Source organism: Streptacidiphilus sp. ASG 303, assembly GCF_020991365.1.
Taxonomy (GTDB): domain Bacteria; phylum Actinomycetota; class Actinomycetes; order Streptomycetales; family Streptomycetaceae; genus Peterkaempfera.
On record NZ_JAJLRA010000003.1, the window covers coordinates 351,640 to 372,033 of the forward strand.

A 20,394-nucleotide genomic window follows, 5' to 3' on the forward strand; every position below is an offset into this window, starting at 1 on the left:
TCCGGCGGTGCGGCGCGCGGAGGCGCACGGGGGCCTCCCCGCCCGGGCCTGCGGAGGCCCCGGGCCCGCCCGGGGGGGTGGGGCTGTCCCCCCCGGCGGACCGGGCGGCCACCCCATGGCCCCCCGCGCCTCCGGGACGGCAGGCTGGAGCTGTCGGGGTCGCTGGGCGCGGGCCGGGGGCCGGGCAGCGGGGACCGGGCGGATCGGAGGAGAGAGGACGTGCACGCCATGGAGGGGTCGCAGCGCAGCGCGGCGGCGGGGCCGGTGCCCCGGCCCGACGGACCGGCGGACGGAACGGCGGACGGAACAGCAGACGGAACAGCGGACGGACCGGCGGGCGGGTCCGGCGTCCGGGCCGACGCCCCGTACGGGGCGCGGACGTGGGCGGCGACGGCGTACCTGCTGCTGAGCCTGCCGGTGGGCCTGGCCGGCTTCGTGTTCACGGCCGTCCTCGTCTCGGTGGGCGCCGGCCTGGCCGTGACGGTGGTGGGCCTGCCGCTGCTGGCCGCGGGCCTGCTGGGGTGCCGGGCGCTGGCCTCGGCGGAGCGGGTCCGGGCCGCGCGGCTGCTGGGCCTGCGCGTCCCCGAGCCGGACCCGCCGCTGCCGGGGCGCCCCGGCGCGGCCGGGCGGATCGCCGCCGTGCTCACCGACGGCCAGGGCTGGCGGGCGGCCCTGTACTTCACGGTGCTGCTGCCCTGGGGCGCCCTCACCTTCGCCGTGGCGCTGGCCGTGCTGCTGGTGGGCTGGCCCGTGCTGCCCTGGGTGGTGCGCGGCCTGACGGCCGTGGACCGGGCACTGGTGGCCGCGCTGCTGAGCCCGTCGCCGCTGTCGGAGCGGGTGCGCGAGCTGGAGGAGGACCGCGGCACGGTCGTCGACACGGCCGCCGCCGACCTGCGGCGCATCGAGCGGGACCTGCACGACGGCGCACAGGCCCGCCTGGTCGCCCTGGCCATGGACCTGGGGATCGCGCGGGAGCGCCTCGCCGAGGACCCCGGGACGGCCGCCCGCGTGGTCGACGCGGCGCACGGCGAGGTGAAGCTCGCCCTGCAGGAGCTGCGCGACCTGGCCCGCGGCATCCACCCGGCCGTCCTCACCGACCGCGGCCTCGACGCGGCCCTGTCGTCCGTCGCCGCGCGCTGCACGGTCCCGGGCGGCGTCCGGGTCTCCGTGGACCTGCCCGACCGGCCGGCGGCCGCCGTGGAGGGCATCGCGTACTTCACGGTCAGCGAGCTGCTCACGAACGTCTCCAAGCACGCCGGCGCCCGCACGGCCGCCGTGGACGTGTGGCGGAGCGGCGACCGGCTCATGCTCCAGGTGCGCGACGACGGGCGCGGCGGCGCCCGGGAGGAGGCGGGCGGCGGACTGGCCGGGCTCGCCGAGCGGGTCCGCGCGGTCGACGGCGTGCTCCTCGTGGACAGCCCGTCCGGGGGCCCGACCACGGTGACGGCCGAGCTCCCCTGGCACACCCGCACGGCGGTGCGCGGCTGAGGAGCGGCGGGCGGGCCCGGTCCTGCGGGGACGGCCGGACCGGGGCGGGGGCACCCGGACCGGGCCTGGGCAGCCCCACAGGGGCGGGGCGGGCAGGGGTCGGGGCCACCGCGGGGTGCCGGGGTCGGTACTGCGGCCGGGGCGCACACAGGCAGCGGGCGCGCCCCGGCCGGAGCGGGCCCTCCTGGGGGGAGGGCCCGGACGCGGCGGCGGTCGGTGCAGGCCCTTGCGCTGGGTGTGCACGGCTGCCGCCGGTCCCGGAGGGAAACGGTCGGGGTCCGGGAGCGGCTCCGCCCAGGGTGGGCGGCCCTCCGGCCGGGGTGCGGGACGGGCCCGGGACCGCGTGTCCGTTATGGGCATTTTGTCGGAGGTGACGCCGGTCGCGGCGTCGGCACGCCGACCCGTTCGCGCCGCCGGTCCGGGACGCCCGGGACGCCGGGGGCGTCCCGGACCGGCGCGGACGGAACCTGCGCGGGCGGAACCTGCGCGGGCGGACAGGGCCGGACGGAGCCGGACGGAGCCGGACGGGAACGGCCGGTGGGCGGAGGGACGGCCGCGGGCGGGGGCGGCCGGCCCCTCAGTCCGTCCGCGGGGCCGCCAGGAGGGCGCGCTTGAGCCGGGGGCCGACGGTCCGCTCCACCAGCCGGTGGATCACCCAGGCCAGGAGCAGCATGCCCCCCACGGTGGCGGCGAGGACGGTGTGCGGGGAGAGGCCGGCCTGCCGCCGCAGGAGTTCGATCACCACCCAGCCCAGGTGCTCGTGCACCAGGTAGAAGGGATAGGTGAGGGCCCCCGCGACGGTGAGCCACCGCCAGTCGACCCGGTCGAGCCACCCGAGCGCGACCGCGGCCACCGCGAGGTAGCCGGCCGTGACGACGGCGACGACCACCCAGGCGGAGCGGTGATGGAAGGCGCCGGGCGTCTGCGGCCCGACCAGGCCGCGGACGGCCTGGTACTGGCCGAGCGCCCAGCTCATGCCGACGACCGACCAGAGGAGCGGCCGACTGCCGAAACGATTCACCAGGTAGAGCGCCAGGCCCCCGACGAAGAAGGGCGCGGAGTCGGGCATCACCACGAGGTCCAGCGCGGGCAGGTGCGCGGCGGCCGCCAGCACCGCGGCCACCAGCCAGACCGCGCAGAACGCCACCGAGCGGCGGTAGGTGACCCCCCGCCACACCACCAGGGCGAAGAGCAGGTAGAACCGGGTCTCCACCCAGAGCGTCCAGCACACCCCGAGCACCCGGTGGGCGCCCATCGGCTGCTGCAGCATCGTCAGGTTGACCAGCACCTCCTCCAGCGGCAGCGGGCGCGCGACCACCGGCCGCAGCGCCAGTACCGCCGTGACCAGCAGGACGGCGCACCAGTACGCGGGGTAGAGCCGCGAGACCCGGGAGGCGAAGAACTCCTTGAGGGTGCGCCCCCACGACGACATGCAGATCACGAAGCCGCTGATCACGAAGAAGACCTGCACGCCGAGGCAGCCGTAGGAGAAGGCGCCGTGGAGCGTCGGGAAGAGCTCGCGGGGCGACTGCCCCCACGCCTGCTGCACCGTGCCGCCGCGTCCGGCGTAGTGGTACGCGCAGACCATCAGCGCCGCCACGAGCCGCAGCCCGTCCAGGGCGCGCAGCCGGCCGCCCCGGCGGGCGCGCGGGGGTCCGGGGCGGGCCGCGGGGGCGGGCGGCGCGGCAGCCGGACGGGTGGGGGCCGCGAGGACGGACGGCGCCTGCGGCTGCGGCTTCGGTCGGACGGCCGGCGGTATCACGCGCGGAGGCTCCTGCGGCTGCGGCCCGCACGGGCGACGGGCGACGGGCGGGCGGTGCGCCCCGCTCCGTCACGGCCCGGGGTGCACCTGCACCCTCGGCCCGCGAGGCGGCGCACCCGCGAACGCCCGCGGGCCGGGGACCGGCGGAAGGGTGAACACCGGGTGGCCGCGGCGGCCGGCGGGGCGGCCCCTGCAACCCTGCGGTCCTGCAACACGGCGGCGCGGCGGCCCGGCGGCCCGGGGACGCCGCGCACCCCGCCGCACCGGGCCCCGCACACGCCGAGGGCCGGCCCGCGCCGTGAAGCACGGGCCGGCCCTCGGGGAGGCCGGACTGTCCGGTGTCAGCGTCCTCCGGCGGCCGCCGTCTCCGGACGCGGCAGCGGCTTCTCCAGGGCCCGCTTGAGCCGCCGGGCGAGCGGCTTCTCCGCGAGGCGGTGCACCAGCCAGGCGAGCAGCAGCATGGCGGCCGTGGTCACGGCCAGGACGCCCGCCGGGGGCAGCTGGTCGCGCAGGTTGTAGATGACCAGGTGGCCGAGGTGCTCGTGGACCAGGTAGAGCGGGTAGGTGAGGGCGCCGGCCGTGGTGAGCCAGCGCCACCGGACGCGCGAGGTCCACCCGAGGGCGACGGCGGCGAGCACGGCGAAGCAGGCGGTGACCACGACCGCGCCCACCGCGCCCGAGAGGTGGGTGTGGATCATGTCACCGAAACGTTCCGTCTCCTTGGTGACCATCTTCTGGGCGATCAGCCAGGAGACGCCGACGATCCCCCACGACAGGGCGTGCGAGCCGAAGCGGTGGATCAGGTAGAGGCCGATGCCGCCGACGAAGTAGGCCGAGTACTTCGGCACCAGGACCGCGTTGAGCAGCGGCTGGTCGACCATGACCGCGATCACCGACGCGGCGGTCCACACGGAGCAGAAGAGCACCGTGCTGCGGTAGGTGACGCCCTTCCAGACGACCAGGGCGAAGAGGAGGTAGAACCGCATCTCGACCCAGAGGGTCCAGAAGACGCCGTCCACGTGCGGCGAGCCGAGCGGCTCGTGAAGCATCGTCAGGTTGAGCAGGATGTCGTGCATGCTCATGCGGCTCTTCACCACGACCGGGTACAGGGTCTCGGCGACGACGATGAGCACGATCGCCGTCCAGTACGCCGGGTAGAGGCGGGTCACGCGGGAGCGGAAGAACTGGCCCAGGCCGCGACCCCAGCAGCTCATGCAGATCACGAAGCCGCTGATGATGAAGAAGAACTCCACGCCGAGCCAGGCGTAGTCGGCGACCGGGTCCAGGGCCGGCAGCACGGTGCGGCTCTGCTGCCCCCAGGCGTGGCTGGCGTTGCCGCCCCGCGCGAGGTAGTGGAAGAGGAGGACGGACAGCGCCGCGAGCAGCCGCAGACCGTCGAGGGCGTAGAGGCGGCCCGGGGCCGATCCGGTCCGGCGCCCGGCTGCGTGTGCGCGCTGCCGGGGAGCCGGCACCGTCCCTATTCGGGTGTCCGGTGCCTCGGCGGCAGGGGCATCCAGGGTGGTCATTCGGCGCTGCCGCCCTTCACGTCGGTTCCGTTCGCTTCTGCTGTGAACGGATCGTGGATGGAACATCTCCGTACGCGCACCTTCGCCGTCTGGAGGGGAGGGCGACGGTCCGCACACCCTAACGGAAGGTCGGGACTACGTCCCCCCTCGGTCGTGGTCGCACCCCCGCCAGTCGGCGGGGGTGCGGCCGCGGGGCGCCGGGGGGTCAGGAGACGCCGGGCGAGGACCTGCGCGCGCGGGCCTGCCGCACCACGCGGCGGACCAGCGGGGACCTGCCCAGCAGCCGCGCCCCGGCGGGCACACCCCCCGCGAACCCGCCCGGCAGGCCGCCGGGCAGGCCGAGCGCGGTGAGCCGGCGGCGCTTGAAGTACCGGGCGGTGTCCGGCCCGTAGTGGGCGTGCAGCCAGTCGGCGGCCTCGGCGGCGAGGTGCGGGTAGGCCTTGCCCTGCATGCAGTAGCCGACGGCGGTGACCAGCGGGCCGAGCCGCCCGGCGGCCCCCTCCGGGCCGGGGTCGGGCAGGGCGGCGGTGAAGCCTGGCGCCTCCAGGTCGGGCAGCAGCGCGTCCACGACGGTCACCGGGATGCGGTTGCTGTTCTCGTACGGGGCCAGGCGCTCCAGCAGCAGCGCGGTGCCGACCCGGGCGGCGGGGATGCCGTACAGGGAGGCCGCGGTGAGCAGCGCGGTGGAGAAGCAGCCGACGACGAGGGACGGGCGCAGCCGCTCGTACAGGGTCTCGGCGAGCACCGGGTCGTCGAGGATCCGCAGGGTGGCGCCGGCGTCGGCGGCGGCCTTCTCCAGCTCCCGGGAGAGCCGGGACGGGGCGCTGGGGTGCGGTTTGAAGACGATGTCGGTGAGGCCTGCGGCGACGGCGCCGCGGAGCATGCGGGCGTGCAGCTCCTCCTCCTCGGCCGGGGTGATCAGGCCGAGCGCGGAGAGGTACTGGCCGAGCAGGAGGGCGGGGCCGGGGGCGGACCCGTCCCCGGCGGCCGGGCCGTCCTCCCCTGCCGGAGCGGCCGGGGTGGGCGGCGCGGCACGGCCGACGGAGGCGAGGACGTCGAGGAAGGCGCCGGTGGGCACGGCCTGCGGCTCGACCCCGTACTCGGAGAGCAGCAGCGGGCGCAGGCCGGGCACCAGGTCGAGGTGGAGGAGGCGGCGGATGCGGCCGTGCAGCAGGTACGGCAGCGGGTTGCGGGTGGGGCCGTAGCTCATCAGGCCGTCGGCGTAGACGTGGACCGGGCCCTCGTCGAAGACGGCGGTGATCGCGCGGGCCGGGCTGACCTGGATGGACTCGACCGCGATCTCCACGGGGGCGTCGCCGAGCCCCCAGGTCCGCCGCATGAGCCGCTGCAGGATGGGGACGTCCTCCGGGCGGGGGGTCCAGCCGCTGGGGTGGTAGGGCTCGATCTCCTCGTTCCAGGAGCGGACCTCGTCGAAGCGGTCGCGCAGCGCGGCGAAGGAGGCGGTGCGGTCCAGCGGGACGGCGTTCTCCGGGATCGCGGCGTTGTTGCAGACCAGCAGGATGCGGCGGTGGTCGGCGCGGGGGCCGAAGAGCCCGGCGTCCAGGGCGGCGCAGACGGTGGCGGCCCCGTAGAGGGTGGAGGCCGCGAAGATCTGCACGGTGCCGGCGGGGGCGGCGGCGGGTACGGGTGCGGCGGCGGGACGGGACACGGCGGCGGGGGTCTCCTCACGGGGGCCGGGGGTCGCGGGCGCGGTCATCGGGCGCCCACCGCGGTCAGCGAGCCGCGCAGCCGGCGGATCACGGCGGCGCGCTCGGCGTCCATGGCGTCGAGCGCGTCGGCCAGGTGGTGCTGGGGCATGCGGCGCAGCGCCTCGGCGGAGAGCGTCCGCAGGCGGCGGGCGACGTCGCGCTCCAGGCGGTCGGCGTTGCGGCGGTGGTGGACGAGGACCGCGCAGTAGGTGCGGACGGCCTTGGGCAGCAGCAGCTCGGCGTCGGGGTCGTCGGCGAGCTGCTCCAGCACGAGGTCGAAGGCGCGGATGAAGTCGAGCTGCCGCTCGTCGCCGACCTGGGTGAGCGAGGTGGCCACGGCGCGCCGGTAGTGGACGCCGCGCAGCCCGGTGACGGCGTAGGAGTCGGCGAGCCGGTGCAGGCGCCATATCCAGGGGCGGTCCTCGGCGGTGCGCAGGCCCTCGTCGAAGTGGAGGGCGCCGCGCTCCAGCAGCCGCCGGTGGTAGACGCCGGCCCAGGCGTAGGGGTAGTCGACCATGGTGGCGCGGTCGGCGGGGAGGATGCCGTCGCGGGGGTCGAGGACCTCGTCGCGGCGGGCCTGCGGGGCCTTCTGGACCTGCCGCTTCACGCCGGTGACCTGGACGTGGTCGACGCGGACGAAGTCGCAGCCGTGCCGCTCGACGGCGCCGACGAGCCGCTCCAGGTAGCCGGCCGAGATCCAGTCGTCGCCGTCGAGGAAGGTGAGGTACTCGCCGCGGGCGGCCTCCAGGCCGACGTTGCGGGCGCCGGCGAGGCCGCGGTTGTGCTCGGGCCGGACGACGACCGCCCCGGGGAGGGTCCGGGCGTACTGCTCCAGCACGGCGAGGGTGCCGTCGGTGGAGCAGTCGTCGACGAGGACGAACTCGAAGTCGGGCCGGGTGTTGGCGGCGAGGCTGCGCAGGGTGTCGGGCGCGTACGCCTGCACGTTGTAGAAGGGGACGATGACCGACAGCTTCACGTGAATTCTCTCCTGCAGGGCCCGCGTGCGCGTCCGCATTCCACGCGCGCATGTGTCCGTGTGCTCCGGGCGAGGGGCCTTCCGGGCCCGGGGAGGGATGGCCGGACCGGCGGTCCGGGGAATCCGGGGCGCGGCTTCCGCCGAGGTACCGGATTCGCTGCGGACTCTACCCGCAGGCGCGCACAGGATGAAGCCCGGACCGCCCTGACCTGCCGGTTCGTCTGACGTTGACGGGGAGTTCACGTGATGTCGGACGGAATTCCACACCCCGTCAACCCGCGGTGGATATGCGGCCGGGCTGTTCACCGTCCGTCCATTCTTCATTTCTCCGATCGACTCCGTGGAGCCCTCCGTGCGCCATGGTCGCATCCCTATGCTCGCCGGGTCACACAGAACCGGAGCACTCCATGCGTATCGATGTCCTGGCCGATTCGGACACCCGCTGGAAATGGGGCGCCCTGCTGGCCGGACAGCTCTGCCCGGAGGGCGGCGCCGACGTCCACGCGCACCTGCTGCGCGGCCGGGCCACCCCGACCGGGCGCCAGCTCGCCGAGGTGGGCGTCTCCCCCGCGTCCCTGCGGGAGACCACGGTCGCCGACTTCCTCGCCGACGCGGCCGAGCCCGGCCCCGGCGGCCTGGCCGACGCCGACGTCGTCGTCCTCGCCCTGGTCGGCGGCGGCGTGCAGGCGCTGGTGCACGGACTGGCCCGCGCCTGGCGCGGCCGTGCGCGCCGGCCGGTGGTCGTCACCGGCTACGTCGGCGTCGTCTACGAGAAGCTGACGGACGGCCTGCTGCTGCGGGCGGGCGCCGACGCGGTGCTGGCCAACAGCGCCTTCGACGCCCGGCGCTTCCGCGACCTGTACGGGCCGCTGGGCGTCGACACCGGCAGCGTGGTCCGCGCCGCGCTGCCGTTCCTGGCGGGCACCGGCGAGCGCTACCGGCCCTCGGAGAACCGGCCGTTCACGGTCTGCTTCGCCGCACAGCCCTCCGTGCCCGAACCGCGCGACGCCCGCCTGCACCTGCTGGAGCGGTGCGTGCGCCACGCCGAGCTGCACCCGGACCGCCGGGTGCTGGTGAAGCTGCGCAGCCGGCCGGGCGAGCACACCACGCACCTGGAGGAGCACCCGTACCAGCGGCTGGTGTCGCGGCTGGGCCGTCCGCTGCCCGCCAACTGCGAGCTGGTGTACGGCAACATGGGCGAGGTCCTGGACCGCACCGACCTGCTGGTCACGGTGAGCTCCACGGCCGCCCTGGAGTCGCTGCAGCGCGGCATCCCCACAGCGGTGCTGGCCGACGCCGGGGTCCGCGAGGCCCTCGGCAACCACTACTTCACCGGCTCCGGCTGCGTCACCTCCTGGGACCGGCTGGACGCGGGCCACCTGCCCGCCGCCGACGAGGACTGGCTGCGCGACCAGGGCGTCCTCGACCCGGCGCCGTACGAGGGCCTGCGCAAGCGGGTCGCGGAGCTGCGGGCCCTGCCCGCGATGCCCCCGCTCTCCCCCTACTACACGGCGGAGAACGCCCCGGCCTACCTGCCCGGGGTCCTCGCCCGCTACGGCCTGGCGCCCGACGGCTCCCCGCTGCCCACCGCCGCCCGCACGGGCGCGGAGAGCGCCGGGCCGCGGCGGGCCGTCCGCCGGGCGCTCGCCCAGGGCGCCCGCGGCGCCTACCGGATGGGCGTGCAGCACGTGGCGCCCGCGATCCGCCGCTGGGGGCAGCTGTGACCGCGCCCGGGACGGCGCACCCCGCCACCTCCGCGGCCCCCGGGACCGCCGGAGCCCCCGGGCCCACCCGGCGCCCAGGGCCCCCCGAGACCTCGGAGCACACCCCCATGACCCACCGGACCACGCCCCCGCCCCGCGTCGTCGCCGTCGTGCCGGCCCGCGGCGGCTCCAAGGGCGTCCCCGGCAAGAACCTCGCCGAGGTCGGCGGCGTGCCGCTGGTCGTCCGCGCCGTCCGCGCCTGCCTGGCCGCGGCCGGGGTCGACCTGGTCGCCGTCTCCACCGACGACGACGGCATCGCGGCCGCGGCCGCGGCCGCCGGCGCGGAGGTCGTCCGCCGCCCGGCGGCGATCTCCGGCGACACGGCCACCAGCGAGTCCGCCCTGCTGCACGCGCTGGACGAGCTCGCCGCACGCTGCGGAGGCCCGGCCGAGGTGGCGCTGATGGTGCAGTGCACCTCGCCGTTCGTCACCCCGGAGGAGGTCGGCGGCCTGGTCGCCGCGGTCGTCGACGGCGGCGCCGACAGCGCCCTGACCGCCGCGCCCTTCCACGGCTTCCTGTGGCGGGCCGAGGAGGTGCCGGCCGCCCCCGCGGCGGGCGGCTCCCCGGCCGCCGGCGGCGCACCCGGCGACGGCGCGCCCGACGGCCCGTACGGCGCCGTCGGCGTCAACCACGACAACCGGTTCCGCCCTCGCCGCCAGGACCGCCCCGAGGACCTGCTGGAGACCGGCGCCGCGTACGCCATGCGCGTCGACGGCCTCCGCGCGGCCGGGCACCGCTTCTTCGGGCGGGTCGCCCTGGTCCGCACCGACCCCGCACGGGTGCTGGAGATCGACGAGCCCGCCGACCTGGCGCGCGCACGGGCCCTGGCGCCCGTCGTCGACCCGCACCCGTCCCCTGTCCCCCACCCCGCCGCCGGGACCTCACCGGCCGCCTCCCACGCGGCCGTCCCGGCGGCACCGCACAGCCCCGTCGAAAGGAAACCCCTCCCCATGACCACCCACCGCACCCGCACCCTCGGCGACCGCCAGGTGGGCCCGGGCCGCCCCGTCTACGTGGTCGGCGAGATCGGGATCAACCACAACGGCGAGCTGGAGAACGCCCTCGCGCTGGTCGACGCCGCCGCCGACGCCGGCTGCGACGCCGTGAAGTTCCAGAAGCGCACCCCGGAGATCTGCACCCCCCGCGACCAGTGGGAGATCGAGCGCGACACCCCCTGGGGCCGCATGACGTACATCGACTACCGCCACCGCGTGGAGTTCGGCGAGGCCGAGTACGCCGCCATCGACGCCCACTGCCGCAAGCGGGGCATCGACTGGTTCGCCTCCCCGTGGGACGTCCCCTCCGTGGAGTTCCTGGAGAAGTTCGACCTGCCGGCCCACAAGGTCGCCTCGGCCTGCCTCACCGACGACGACCTGCTGCGCGCCCTGCGCGCCACCGGCCGCACCGTGATCATGTCGACCGGCATGTCGACGCCGCGCCAGATCCGCCACGCGGTGGAGGTGCTGGGCAGCGAGAACACCCTGCTGTGCCACACCACCAGCACCTACCCGGCCCCGGCCGAGGAGCTCAACCTGCGGATGCTGGACACCCTCCGCGCCGAGTACCCGAACATCCCGATCGGCTACTCCGGCCACGAGATCGGCCTGCAGACCACCCTCGCCGCGGTCGCCCTGGGCGCCGTCTTCGTCGAGCGCCACATCACCCTGGACCGCGCCATGTGGGGCTCGGACCAGGCGGCCTCCGTCGAGCCGGGCGGCCTGCAGCGCCTCGTCCGCGACATCCGGGTCATCGAGCAGGCGCTCGGCGACGGCGTGAAGAAGGTCTACGACGGCGAGCTGGCCGCCATGAAGAAGCTGCGCCGCGTGAAGGGCGCCGCCGAGGAGGTCGTCCCCGCGTGACGCGCACCCTCGCCCTGGTCGAGAGCCCCGTCCAGCTGCTGAACGCTCTGGAGTGGGCGCACCGGTACGCACAGGGGCCCGACCGGGGCGAGGGCGCTCCCGCCGGGACCCGGCACCCGCTGCCGGGCCTCCCCCTCCCCGACTTCCCCGTCGAGCTGCCGGCCGACGTCCTGTCCGACGACGCCTCCCCCGACGACGTGCTGCCCGGCGGCGTCCTGCCCGACGGCTCGCTGCCCGGCGGCGTGCTGCCCGCGAAGGACCGGGCCCGCGACGCGTGGCCCGCCGCGGGCGCAATACCGTCGCAGCGCCCCGGCGCGGCCGCGCGGCCGCCGTCGCCGCCGTCCCCGCTGTCGATGCTGTCGATAGCCGTCCTGCAGCCGGTGGACCCGGTGACCCGCGCCCAGCTCGCGGCCCTGTCCGTGCTCGCGGCGGCGGAGGGCGTCCGGGTCACCGCCTACGACCCGCGCGGCGGCGCGGCGGGCCGGGCCCGCTCGCTGGCCGCGCTGGCGCCCCGGGTGGCCCGGGCGCCGCGGCTGCTCATCGGCGACGCCTTCTCCGGGCTGATCCAGTCGCTGCTGCCGCTGTCGCGCGCGGCCGAGCTCGTGGTGGTGGACGACGGCACGGCCACCGTGGAGCTGGTCGGCCTGCTGAACACCGGCCGGCCGCTGGTGCGCTGGCACCGGGAGGGCCCGGTCCCGGGCACCGCCGTGCGGGCCGCCCGCCGCCTCGGGCCGGACCCGCGGCGCCGGCTGGAGCTGTTCACCTCCCTCGCGGTCGAGCCGCCGCCGGGCGCCCGCGGCACCGCCAACCACTACGCGTGGACCCGGGCCCGCTTCGGCCCGCCGCGCGTGCTGCCCGGCGCCGACCTGCTGGGCAGCTCCCTGGTGGAGACCGGCGTGGTGGCCGCCGACCGCTACCTGGCGACCGTCGCCGGACTGGCCGCGGAGCACGGCGTGCGCCGGTACTTCGCGCACCGCCGGGAGCACCCCGACAAGCTGGCCCGGATCGCCGCCGCGACCGGCGCCGAGATCGTCCGCCCGCAGCTGCCGCTGGAGGTCGAGGCCCGGCGCGGCCCGGTCTCCTCGACGCTGCTGAGCTTCCCGTCCACCGTGGTGCACACCCTCCCCCTGGTGCTGGAGGGCACCGGGGTGCGGGTGAAGATCTGCGCGGTGGACGCGGACTGGCTCACCCCCCACGCGTCCGCCCGCTCGCTGAGCTTCCTGACGGACGTCTCCGCCTCCGCCCGCAGCCGCCACGGCCTCGAGATGATCTCCCCGGTGACCGCCTGATGACGCACGCACCCACCGCCCCGGCGCCCGACCGGGCCGTCTTCCCCGCCCCGCCCGGGGCCCAGGAGCTCGCCGCCCGGTACGGGCTGGTCCGGCCCGGGGCGCGGCCGCCGCTCGGCGCGTACACGCGGATGCTGTGGCAGCGGCGCCACTTCACGCTCGCCTACACCCAGGCGCGGCTGACCACCATGTACACGGGCGCCCGGCTGGGGCAGCTGTGGAAGGTGCTGACCCCGGTCCTCAACATCGCCGTCTACTACCTGATCTTCGGCGTCCTGCTGAAGCAGCGGCACAACACCGGCGGCGGCAACTACATCTCGTTCCTCTGCATCGGCATCTTCGTCTTCACCTACACCCGCGAGTCGGTGACCACCGGCGGCAAGTCGGTGGCCGACCGGCTGGACCTGATCCGCGCGGTGCAGTTCCCGCGGGCCTGCCTGCCGCTGGCGGCGGTGCTGGTGCAGCTGGAGCAGCTGCTGATGTCGCTGCTGGTGGTCGCGGTGGTCGTGCTGGGCAGCGGCGAGCCGCTGACCGCCTCCTGGCTGCTGGCCCTGCCGGCGCTGGCCCTGCAGACCCTCTTCAACACCGGCCTGGCGATGGTCCTGGCCCGGGTGGTGGCGACCGTGCGCGACCTGGGCGAGGTCGTGCCGTTCGTGATGCGCACCTGGATGTACACCTGCGGCGTGATGTACAGCATCGACCGCGTGAGCGGGCACCTGCCGCACGCGGCGGCGGTGGCGCTGAGGGCGAACCCGGGCGCCGTCTACATCGAGCTGGTCCGCGGTGCGCTGCTGGAGAGCTACCCGGCGGTGCCGGTCTGGACCTGGGCGGTCGCCGCCGGGTGGGCGGTGCTCTCGCTGGCGGCGGGCTACGTCTGGTTCTGGAAGGCCGAGGACCGGTATGGGCGCGGCTGACCGGTCCCCGGACGGGCCGGCACGGCCCGGGACATGCGGGAGGCCGGTGCGCGCAGCAGCGCACCGGCCTCCCGCGGCCGCACGGCCGTCAGGGCTGGAGCACCGTCGCGGCGTCGGCGGAGACGCGGCTGCCGGGGACGCGGCCCTTGAGCAGGGCGTACGCCCGGTCCGGCGCGGGCGCGGGGGTGCGGTCGGCGACCGGCACCGGAGCGGGCAGGCCGTCCTCCTGCCCCAGGAACAGGCGGCGGACCACCCGCTCCGCGGCCAGGCCGTCGTCCCACGGGCAGAAGCGCTCGCGGAACGCGGCGCGCCGCTCGGCGGCCTGCACCCCCCGCCACTCGCCGGTGCGCAGGACGTCGATCAGCTCGTCCTCGCTGCGGGCGACGGCGCCCGGCGCCTGCTCGGTGATGTCGAAGTAGGTGCCGCGGGCCTCCCGGTACGTCTCCCAGTCGTCGGCGAAGACGACGATCGGGCGGTCCAGGTTGGCGTAGTCGAACATCAGGGACGAGTAGTCGGTGATGAGCGCGTCCGACGCGAGCGCGAGCTCCTCCACGGAGGGGTGCTCGGTGACGTCGATCAGCCGGCCCTCCTGCTTCAGCCGGGACATGGCCTCGGCGCCGCCCGCGGCGTAGAAGTAGTGGGCGCGGGTGAGGAGTACCGTGTCCTCGCCCATCTCGCTGCAGAACCGCTCGAAGTCGATCCGCGGCTCGAAGGTGCGCCGGTAGTCGCGGTGGGTGGGCGCGTACAGGAGCGCGCGGACGCCCTCCTTGATCCCCAGCTCGCGCCGGATGCGCACGACGTCCTCGGCGGTGGCGGTGGAGTACACGTCGTTGCGGGGGTAGCCCAGCTCCAGACCGGTCCAGGAGGAGGGGTACACCCGCTCCCACACCAGGGTGGAGTGCCGGTTGGAGGAGAGGCTGAGGTCCCAGCGGTCGACGCGGCTGAGCAGCTTGCGGAAGCTCATGCCGTTGCCGCTGGCCGGGTACTCCTGCTGGTCCAGGCCCATCGACTTCAGCGGCGTGCCGTGGTGGGTCTGCAGGTGGACCTGCTCGGGGCGCTTGACCCAGCCGTCGGAGAAGTTGACGTTGTTGACGAAGTACTTGGCGCGGGCCATCGCGTGCCAGTACTCGCGGGAGCCGGGCTGCACCGTCTCGATGCCCTCGGGCACCAGGTGCTGGTGGGTGGCGCGGACCACCCAGACGGAGCGGATGCGCGGTGCCAGCTCCTGGACCTTGCGGTGGATCGCCGCGGGGTTGCAGGCGTAGCCGCGGTCCCAGTAGGCGGAGAAGACCGCGAGGTCCGGGTCGACCGGGCGGAGCCGCTGCAGCTGGTAGTCCCGGTCCATCAGTCGCTTCTTGGTGGCCTTGCCCTTGGCCCGGCCGGCCTTGAGGGTGCGGCGGGCGACGGTGCGGGCGGTGCGCAGGCCGCTGAAGGTGTGCGACGAGCCCTGCTCCACCATGCGGAAGTACACGCCGGGGCGGCCGACGGGCGGGACGAAGCCGGCGGGGCGGTAGCGGCGGCACTGCTCGGCGCAGCGGCGCAGGAAGTCGTTCCGGGCCTCGGGCGGCAGCCGGTCGGGGCTGTTGAGGATGGTGACGAGGTGCTCCACCATGCGCTCGTAGAGCAGGGTGCGCCAGCGGGCCAGCTCGGGCCGGGAGTCGACGAAGGAGAAGACCCGGTCGTACTGCTCGAAGATGTCGAAGTGCTTGCGGCTGCGGGTGCGCAGGATGTTCCCGCCCTGGCGGCGCTGCCGGTAGTGGACGCAGACGCGGTCGAGGACGGCGACGGTCCGCGCGGCCAGCATGGCCGGGTAGGTCCACGGGGTGTCCTCGTAGTACCCGCCCGGGAAGGTGAGGCCGACGCGCTCGATGTAGTCGCGGCGGTACGCCTTGTTCCACACCACCATGAGGAGGTTGAGCAGCTCGGGGCGCTCGGTGACGTCGAAGACGTCCGGGCCCTTCTGCTGGAGCAGCTCGCCGAGGGAGTTCCGCTCCGCCTTGCCGTACCAGTAGGTGCGGGCGTAGTCGTAGACCAGCACCTCGGGGTCGCCGGTCTCGTCGAGGCGCCCGGCTATCGCGGCGAGGGCACCCGGGACGAGGGTGTCGTCGCTGTCCAGGAAGAGGACGTACTCGCCGCGGACGCGCTCCAGGCCGGCGTTGCGGGCGCGGCCCAGGCCGACGTTCTCGGGCAGGTGCATGACCACGACGCGGGGGTCCGCCGCCGCGAACTCGTCCATGATCTCCCCGCAGGCGTCGGGGGAGCAGTCGTCGACGGCGATCAGCTCGAAGTCGGAGTACGACTGGTTGAGGACGGATTCCAGGCACTCGCGCAGGTAAGCCTGCACCTTGAAGGCCGGAATGATGATACTAAGTCGCGGTGTGGACACCCCGGTGAGGCTAGGCTCGGCGGCCCCGGTGTGCAAGCTCCGCCCGCGGTCGTCGTCGGTCGTTCCGGCCATGGCTAGCCCTTCTCCTTGCGCTCGTACAGCCGCACGTCCAGCCCGTGCACGTGCACGGTGGTGACCGTCCGGTAGGACCCCCCGAGTACATCCTTCTTGTTCCGCGCGCCGGAGTCGCCGCTCCTGACGCGCAGCCCCGCCCGCCCCACCAGCCAGATCCGGTCCCTGGCCAGCACGGCCCCGCGGACCTCCCTCCTGCTGAGCTCGGTGCCGCGCAGGTTGGCCGCCCGCAGGGGGGTCCTCTCCAGCGCGACGTCCGCCGTGTTCCGGAAGGCGCCGGGGTAGGCCAGCTCCACCGCACGGTAGTTCGGCGTGAGGAAGACCACTCCGTCGCCGGGGCGGGCCCCGGCCGCCACGGCCCGTGCCGCCCCCGCCAGGTCGTCCGGGCGTGCCTGCAGGGTACGCAACTCGGACTGGCGCGGCAGCTGCGGCAGCACCGCGGCCGCGACCGCGGCGGCGGCCAGCAGGGCGGCGGCCCCCCGGAACCGCAGGAGGGCCGCGGCCCGCTCCGCGCCGGCGGCGGCCAGCAGCGGCAGCCCGGCGGCGCAGAAGAGCACGTACCGCTCGTGGTACACGGGCCGGACCTGCGACGCCAGCAGCAGCAGCGCGGGCGGGACGACGGCCAGCGGGGCGGCCACCGCCGCGAGGCCCAGCGGGCCCCGGCCGCGCGGCGGGAGGACGGCGCCCGCCGCGGCCAGCACGAGCACCGCGGCCACGGCGGCGGGCGCGGGGCCCGCGAGGGACCGCACCAGCCCCCACACGGCGTCCCAGCCGGGCCGCTCCAGCCAGCCGACCTGGCCGGACTGGCGGCGGGAGTACAGCGCGAGCGGGGCCAGCACCGCGCAGCAGGCCGCCGCGGCGGCCGCCCAGCGCAGCCACACCCGGCGCGGCACCCGGGACAGCAGGAGCGCGGCGGCGTGCGCGGCCAGGGCCAGCACGGCGAACTCGTGCAGCAGCGAGGCCGCCGCGGCGGCCGCCGCGTACCCGGCCCACCAGCACCGGCCCTCCGGCGCCTCCACCGCCCGCACCAGGCAGTACGTCGCCAGCAGCACCGCCGCGCAGACCAGCGCGTACGAGCGGCCCTCCTGGGCGTAGAACGTGACGAGCGGCGTCGCCGCGAAGAGCAGGCCCGCCAGCAGCCCGGCCCGGGGCCGCAGCAGACGGGCGCCCAGCGCCGCCACCAGCGCGGCGGCCGCGGCCGCGCCGAGCACCGACGGGACCCGCATCCACACCTCGCCGCCGCCGGGCAGCATCCAGACGTGCATCAGCAGGTAGTAGGCGGCGTGCACCGCGTCGACGTGCCGGACCATGGCCAGCAGCTGCGGCACCGTGCGGTGCGCGGCGTCGAAGGTGGCCTCCTCGTCCCGCCACATCGACCCGCGGTCCAGGCCCCACAGCCCCACGGCGAGCATCACGGCGGCGACCAGGGCGGGCACCGCCCACGCGGGCGCGGCCCTGCGGCCCGAGGCCGCGGGGGCGGCCCCGTCGTCGCCTGCGGCAGGAACGGACTTACCGTCAGGATTGCTGCTGCCGAACACCGCTGACGGCGCCTCGGCCTCATCCGGCCCGGTCGCGGCCGGCCCGCGCTCCGGGACGGCTGCGGGCGCGGGGCCGCCGCCGGCGGGACGGTCGGGTGCGGCACGGGGGTCCATGGGTGTCCTGCGGGTCGGGGACTTGGGGACGCCCAGATCTTAGGGCAGATCGGCCGCGGGTCCGCCGGGATGTGGGCCCTGCGGGCGTCCACTTCGCCGGCGGGGGCACGATCGTCCACGGGCCCGCTCCCGCGCCCGCCGTCCGGATGCCGAGGTCCGGGATCACCGGACCCGCCTCCGTGCAGGGGGACGGCGGCGGGATCACGTGCCTGCCGCGCCACCGGGCCTGAGCCGTACGGGAGGACCGGGGCCGGCGCACCCGCCGATCGCGCCGGCTGTGCCGGGTGTCCTGGAGGTCCTGCGGTCTCCCAGGTGCCGCCGACAGGGCGATGTGCCAGGCCCCGGGGGCTCCCTGCTCAGGGCGAATGGGTCCAGACGAGGGCCAGGTGGCCGCCGTACACCGCCGAGAGGAGGGCGGCGGCGGCGAGGACGACGGCGGCCTTGGCGGGGCGGGCGAGGGCCAGGGGGCGGGCCAGGGGCAGGAGCAGCGGGAAGGCGGGGACGAGGAACCTCGCCTTGGCGTGGAAGAAGCCGGCGGTCCCGAGGGTGAGGACGAGCAGGGCGGCGCAGTAGAGCAGCAGGACCGGGGGGACCCGGTCCAGGGCGCAGAGCAGGAGGAGCACCAGGGAGGCCAGGAGCACGGCGGTGACCACGGCCGCCGCGAGCATGGTCCGCTCGGACCTCGCGAACTGGTCGACGACGCCGTGCACGGTGAACGCGCCGCCGTCGAACGTCGTCCCCCATGCGGTCTGGACGGCAAAGTAGCCGTCCCACCGGTGGAGCCGGACCCCCACCCAGGCGGTGTACGCCACCCAGCCCGCCGGGGCGAGCACGGCGCCGAGAAGGCATCGCCAGGCGGCGGGCCGGTCCGCGCCGGCCGCCCCGTCGCGGCTCCCGGCGCACCGCCGCAGTCCGGCCAGGGCGCCCAGTGCGACCGCCGCCGCCAGGGCGGCCCCGGTGGGCCGGGTCAGGCCGGCGAGGAGGCTCAGGAAGCCCGCCAGGACCCACCGCCGGTCGAGCGCGGCGCGGAGCGACCACGCGGCGAACGCGGTGAAGACCGGCTCGGTGTAGGCCATCGACTCGGTGAGGGCGTGGGGCAGCACCCCCCACAGCACGGCCAGCGCCACCCCGGTGCGCCGGCCGTGCAGACGCCGTCCGACGGCGAAGACCCCCCATGCGGCGATCAGCGAGAAGACCCAGGAGGCCACGAGTCCGACCGTCGGCGAGGACAGGGACGTGAGGGCTGACACCGCGCGGACGATGCCGGGGTACAGGGGGAAGAAGGCGAGGTTGCTCAGGGACTTGCCGTCCGGCCCGGGGGCCGGCAGGGCGGTGTCGTAGCCGTGGTCGGCGATGCCGAGGTACCACACCGAGTCCCAGCTCCGGGCGAGGAGGTCGCCGAGGTGCCCGCCTCGCCGGTGGGCCCACCAGGCAAGCACCAGGACCCCGGTGAGCCGGACGGCGGCGTAGCCGAGCAGGGCGGGTGCGGCGGCGCGCAGCGCGGCGGAGGCCGGAGCGGTCGCCGCCGCGGTGCGGCGCCGCCACCGGCCCCCGGGCGCCCCCCGTTCGGGAGCGGTCCCCGCGGCCGTTCCGGCGGCGGCCTCCTCCGTGGTGCGCCGGGCGGTCGACGTGTCCTGGCTCATGGATGTCCCGGGGGTCGGAGGGGGCGGGCACGGAGATGGTACGGGTGCGCTCCGGCACCCCCTGACGGCCCTTCGGCGGGAACGCCCTTCCCGGAGACGCGGCAGGCGGTGCGGGCGTCCCCGCGGTACGGGGCCAGTGGGCCGACTGGTTGAATCGCCCCGCGCACCGGCAGCCGTCCCCGGAGAGGAACCCCGTGCCCACCCGTCTCAGAGCCCCCGCCGCCGTCCCGGCGCCGTCCCAGCCGCCCCCTGCGGGGCATGCGCGCCCACGCCTCCACGTGCTGGACGGGATCCGCCTGGCGGCTGCCCTCATGGTGGTGGCGTTCCACTACGCGGCACGGGGCAAGGGCTGGGACCGGCCCGTGCAGCAGGTCTTCCCCCACGCGTCCCTGCCGGCCTCCTACGGCTGGCTGGGCGTCGAGCTGTTCTTCCTGATCAGCGGCTTCGTCATCTGCATGAGCTGCTGGGGCAAGTCGGTGGGCGGCTTCTTCGTCTCCCGGGTGGTGCGCCTCTACCCGGCCTACTGGTTCGGGGTGCTGGCGACCACCCTGGTCCTGCTGGCCGTCCCCGGCGGGATGGATCCGCACGGGCCGAGCGCGGTGCTCGCCAACCTGAGCATGCTCCAGGAGCCCCTGGGGGCTCCGCAGGTGGACGGCGTGTACTGGACACTGCTCGCCGAGCTCAAGTTCTACCTGCTGTTCTCCCTCGTGGTGTGGCGGGGCGTCACCTATCGCCGGGTGGTGCTCTTCGCGTGCACCTGGGCGGTGGCGAGCGCGCTCCTCGTCCGGACGGACGACGGCTGGCTCCGGCAGCTGCTCATCCCGGACATGAGCTGGTACTTCATCGCCGGCATGGCGATGTACCTGATGTACCGGTTCCGCCCGAACGCGCTGCTGGCGGGCATCGTCGCGGTCTGCTTCCTGGCCGGCCAGTGGTTCGCCCTGGCCCGCCTGGCCCGCACGGAGCGGCAGATCGGCCACGACGTGCCGGACTGGCCCGTGCCGGTGCTCCTCGCGTGCTTCTTCGGGCTGATGCTGCTGGTCGCCACCGGGCGGCTGTCATGGATCTCCTGGAGGTGGCTGCCGACCGCGGGCGTGATCACCTACCCGCTCTACCTCCTGCACGAGAACATCGGCTGGGAGGCCATCGGCCTGTTCCAGGACCGGGTGCCGGCCCGGGTGCTCCTGGCCGTCCTCGTCCCGGGCATGCTGCTCGCCGCGTGGCTCGTGCACCGGTTCGTCGAGCGGCCCGCGGCGAGGCGGCTGCGCGTGCTGCTCGACAGGGCGCTGGAGCAGGCGGCGGAGGCGTCGCGGCGGCCCCCGCGGCAGCGGGTCCACGACGGCGCCGCGCCGTAG

At 75.9% G+C, this 20,394-nt stretch carries 13 protein-coding genes and 1 pseudogene; 7 read left to right on the top strand and 7 right to left on the bottom strand.

All coding sequences use genetic code 11. The features are described 5' to 3' along the window. Positions 1-228 precede the first annotated feature (228 nt). Positions 229-1,488 carry a sensor histidine kinase gene (locus LO771_RS06445; RefSeq protein WP_230649082.1) on the top strand — a complete coding sequence of 420 codons (1,260 nt, stop codon included), beginning with the start codon at positions 229-231 and terminating at the stop codon, positions 1,486-1,488. A 577-nt stretch (positions 1,489-2,065) separates the two neighbouring features. On the opposite strand, the gene LO771_RS06450 is transcribed toward LO771_RS06445, so the two are convergent. From LO771_RS06450 to LO771_RS06465, 4 genes are all read right to left on the bottom strand, one after another. Next, positions 2,066-3,250, bottom strand: coding sequence for an acyltransferase (locus tag LO771_RS06450; protein WP_230648918.1), 1,185 nt, complete (start codon positions 3,248-3,250; stop codon positions 2,066-2,068). 341 nt (positions 3,251-3,591) lie between these two features. After that, positions 3,592-4,776: an acyltransferase gene (locus LO771_RS06455; protein WP_230648920.1), complete on the bottom strand. Its 1,185-nt coding sequence runs from the start codon at positions 4,774-4,776 to the stop codon at positions 3,592-3,594. Between the two features lie 205 nt (positions 4,777-4,981). Then, positions 4,982-6,493, bottom strand: a complete 1,512-nt coding sequence (locus tag LO771_RS06460) for an alpha-2,8-polysialyltransferase family protein (protein WP_230648922.1) — start codon at positions 6,491-6,493, stop codon at positions 4,982-4,984. Further along, on the bottom strand, positions 6,490-7,500 hold the full coding sequence (locus LO771_RS06465) for a glycosyltransferase family 2 protein (RefSeq protein ID WP_230648924.1): 1,011 nt from the start codon (positions 7,498-7,500) through the stop codon (positions 6,490-6,492). The genes LO771_RS06460 and LO771_RS06465 overlap by 4 nt, the downstream gene beginning before the upstream one ends. Positions 7,501-7,868: 368 nt before the next feature. On the opposite strand from LO771_RS06465, the gene LO771_RS06470 reads away from it, so the two are divergent. The 5 genes and pseudogenes from LO771_RS06470 (at position 7,869) to LO771_RS06490 (ending at position 13,286) form a co-directional block, all read left to right on the top strand. After that, positions 7,869-9,185 carry a DUF6716 putative glycosyltransferase gene (locus tag LO771_RS06470; protein ID WP_230648926.1) on the top strand — a complete coding sequence of 439 codons (1,317 nt, stop codon included), beginning with the start codon at positions 7,869-7,871 and terminating at the stop codon, positions 9,183-9,185. A 107-nt stretch (positions 9,186-9,292) separates the two neighbouring features. Next, positions 9,293-9,685: pseudogene (locus LO771_RS06475) on the top strand (cytidylyltransferase domain-containing protein); the annotation flags it as partial. Between the two features lie 489 nt (positions 9,686-10,174). After that, on the top strand, positions 10,175-11,083 hold the full coding sequence (locus LO771_RS06480; RefSeq protein WP_230649083.1) for an N-acetylneuraminate synthase family protein: 909 nt from the start codon (positions 10,175-10,177) through the stop codon (positions 11,081-11,083). Beyond that, positions 11,080-12,372: a hypothetical protein gene (locus LO771_RS06485; RefSeq protein WP_230648928.1), complete on the top strand. Its 1,293-nt coding sequence runs from the start codon at positions 11,080-11,082 to the stop codon at positions 12,370-12,372. Before LO771_RS06480 ends, LO771_RS06485 begins: the two co-directional genes overlap by 4 nt. Next, entirely contained in the window at positions 12,372-13,286 is a 915-nt protein-coding gene (locus LO771_RS06490) for an ABC transporter permease (RefSeq protein WP_230648930.1), read from the top strand. Before LO771_RS06485 ends, LO771_RS06490 begins: the two co-directional genes overlap by 1 nt. 88 nt (positions 13,287-13,374) lie before the next feature. Here the strand turns inward: LO771_RS06490 and LO771_RS06495 are convergent, their stop codons facing one another. The 3 genes from LO771_RS06495 to LO771_RS06505 form a co-directional block, all read right to left on the bottom strand. Further along, a complete protein-coding gene (locus LO771_RS06495) occupies positions 13,375-15,744 on the bottom strand; it encodes a bifunctional glycosyltransferase family 2 protein/CDP-glycerol:glycerophosphate glycerophosphotransferase (RefSeq protein WP_230648932.1) in 2,370 nt (789 codons plus the stop codon). 2 nt (positions 15,745-15,746) lie between these two features. Continuing rightward, positions 15,747-17,396: a glycosyltransferase family 39 protein gene (locus tag LO771_RS06500; RefSeq protein WP_230648934.1), complete on the bottom strand. Its 1,650-nt coding sequence runs from the start codon at positions 17,394-17,396 to the stop codon at positions 15,747-15,749. A 356-nt stretch (positions 17,397-17,752) separates the two neighbouring features. Continuing rightward, the gene (locus LO771_RS06505; RefSeq protein WP_230648936.1) at positions 17,753-19,039 is read right to left on the bottom strand and encodes a hypothetical protein; all 1,287 of its coding nucleotides are present in this window, start codon (positions 19,037-19,039) and stop codon (positions 17,753-17,755) included. A 194-nt stretch (positions 19,040-19,233) separates the two neighbouring features. Between LO771_RS06505 and LO771_RS06510 the strand changes: the two genes are divergently transcribed. Next, positions 19,234-20,394, top strand: a complete 1,161-nt coding sequence (locus tag LO771_RS06510) for an acyltransferase (protein WP_230648938.1) — start codon at positions 19,234-19,236, stop codon at positions 20,392-20,394.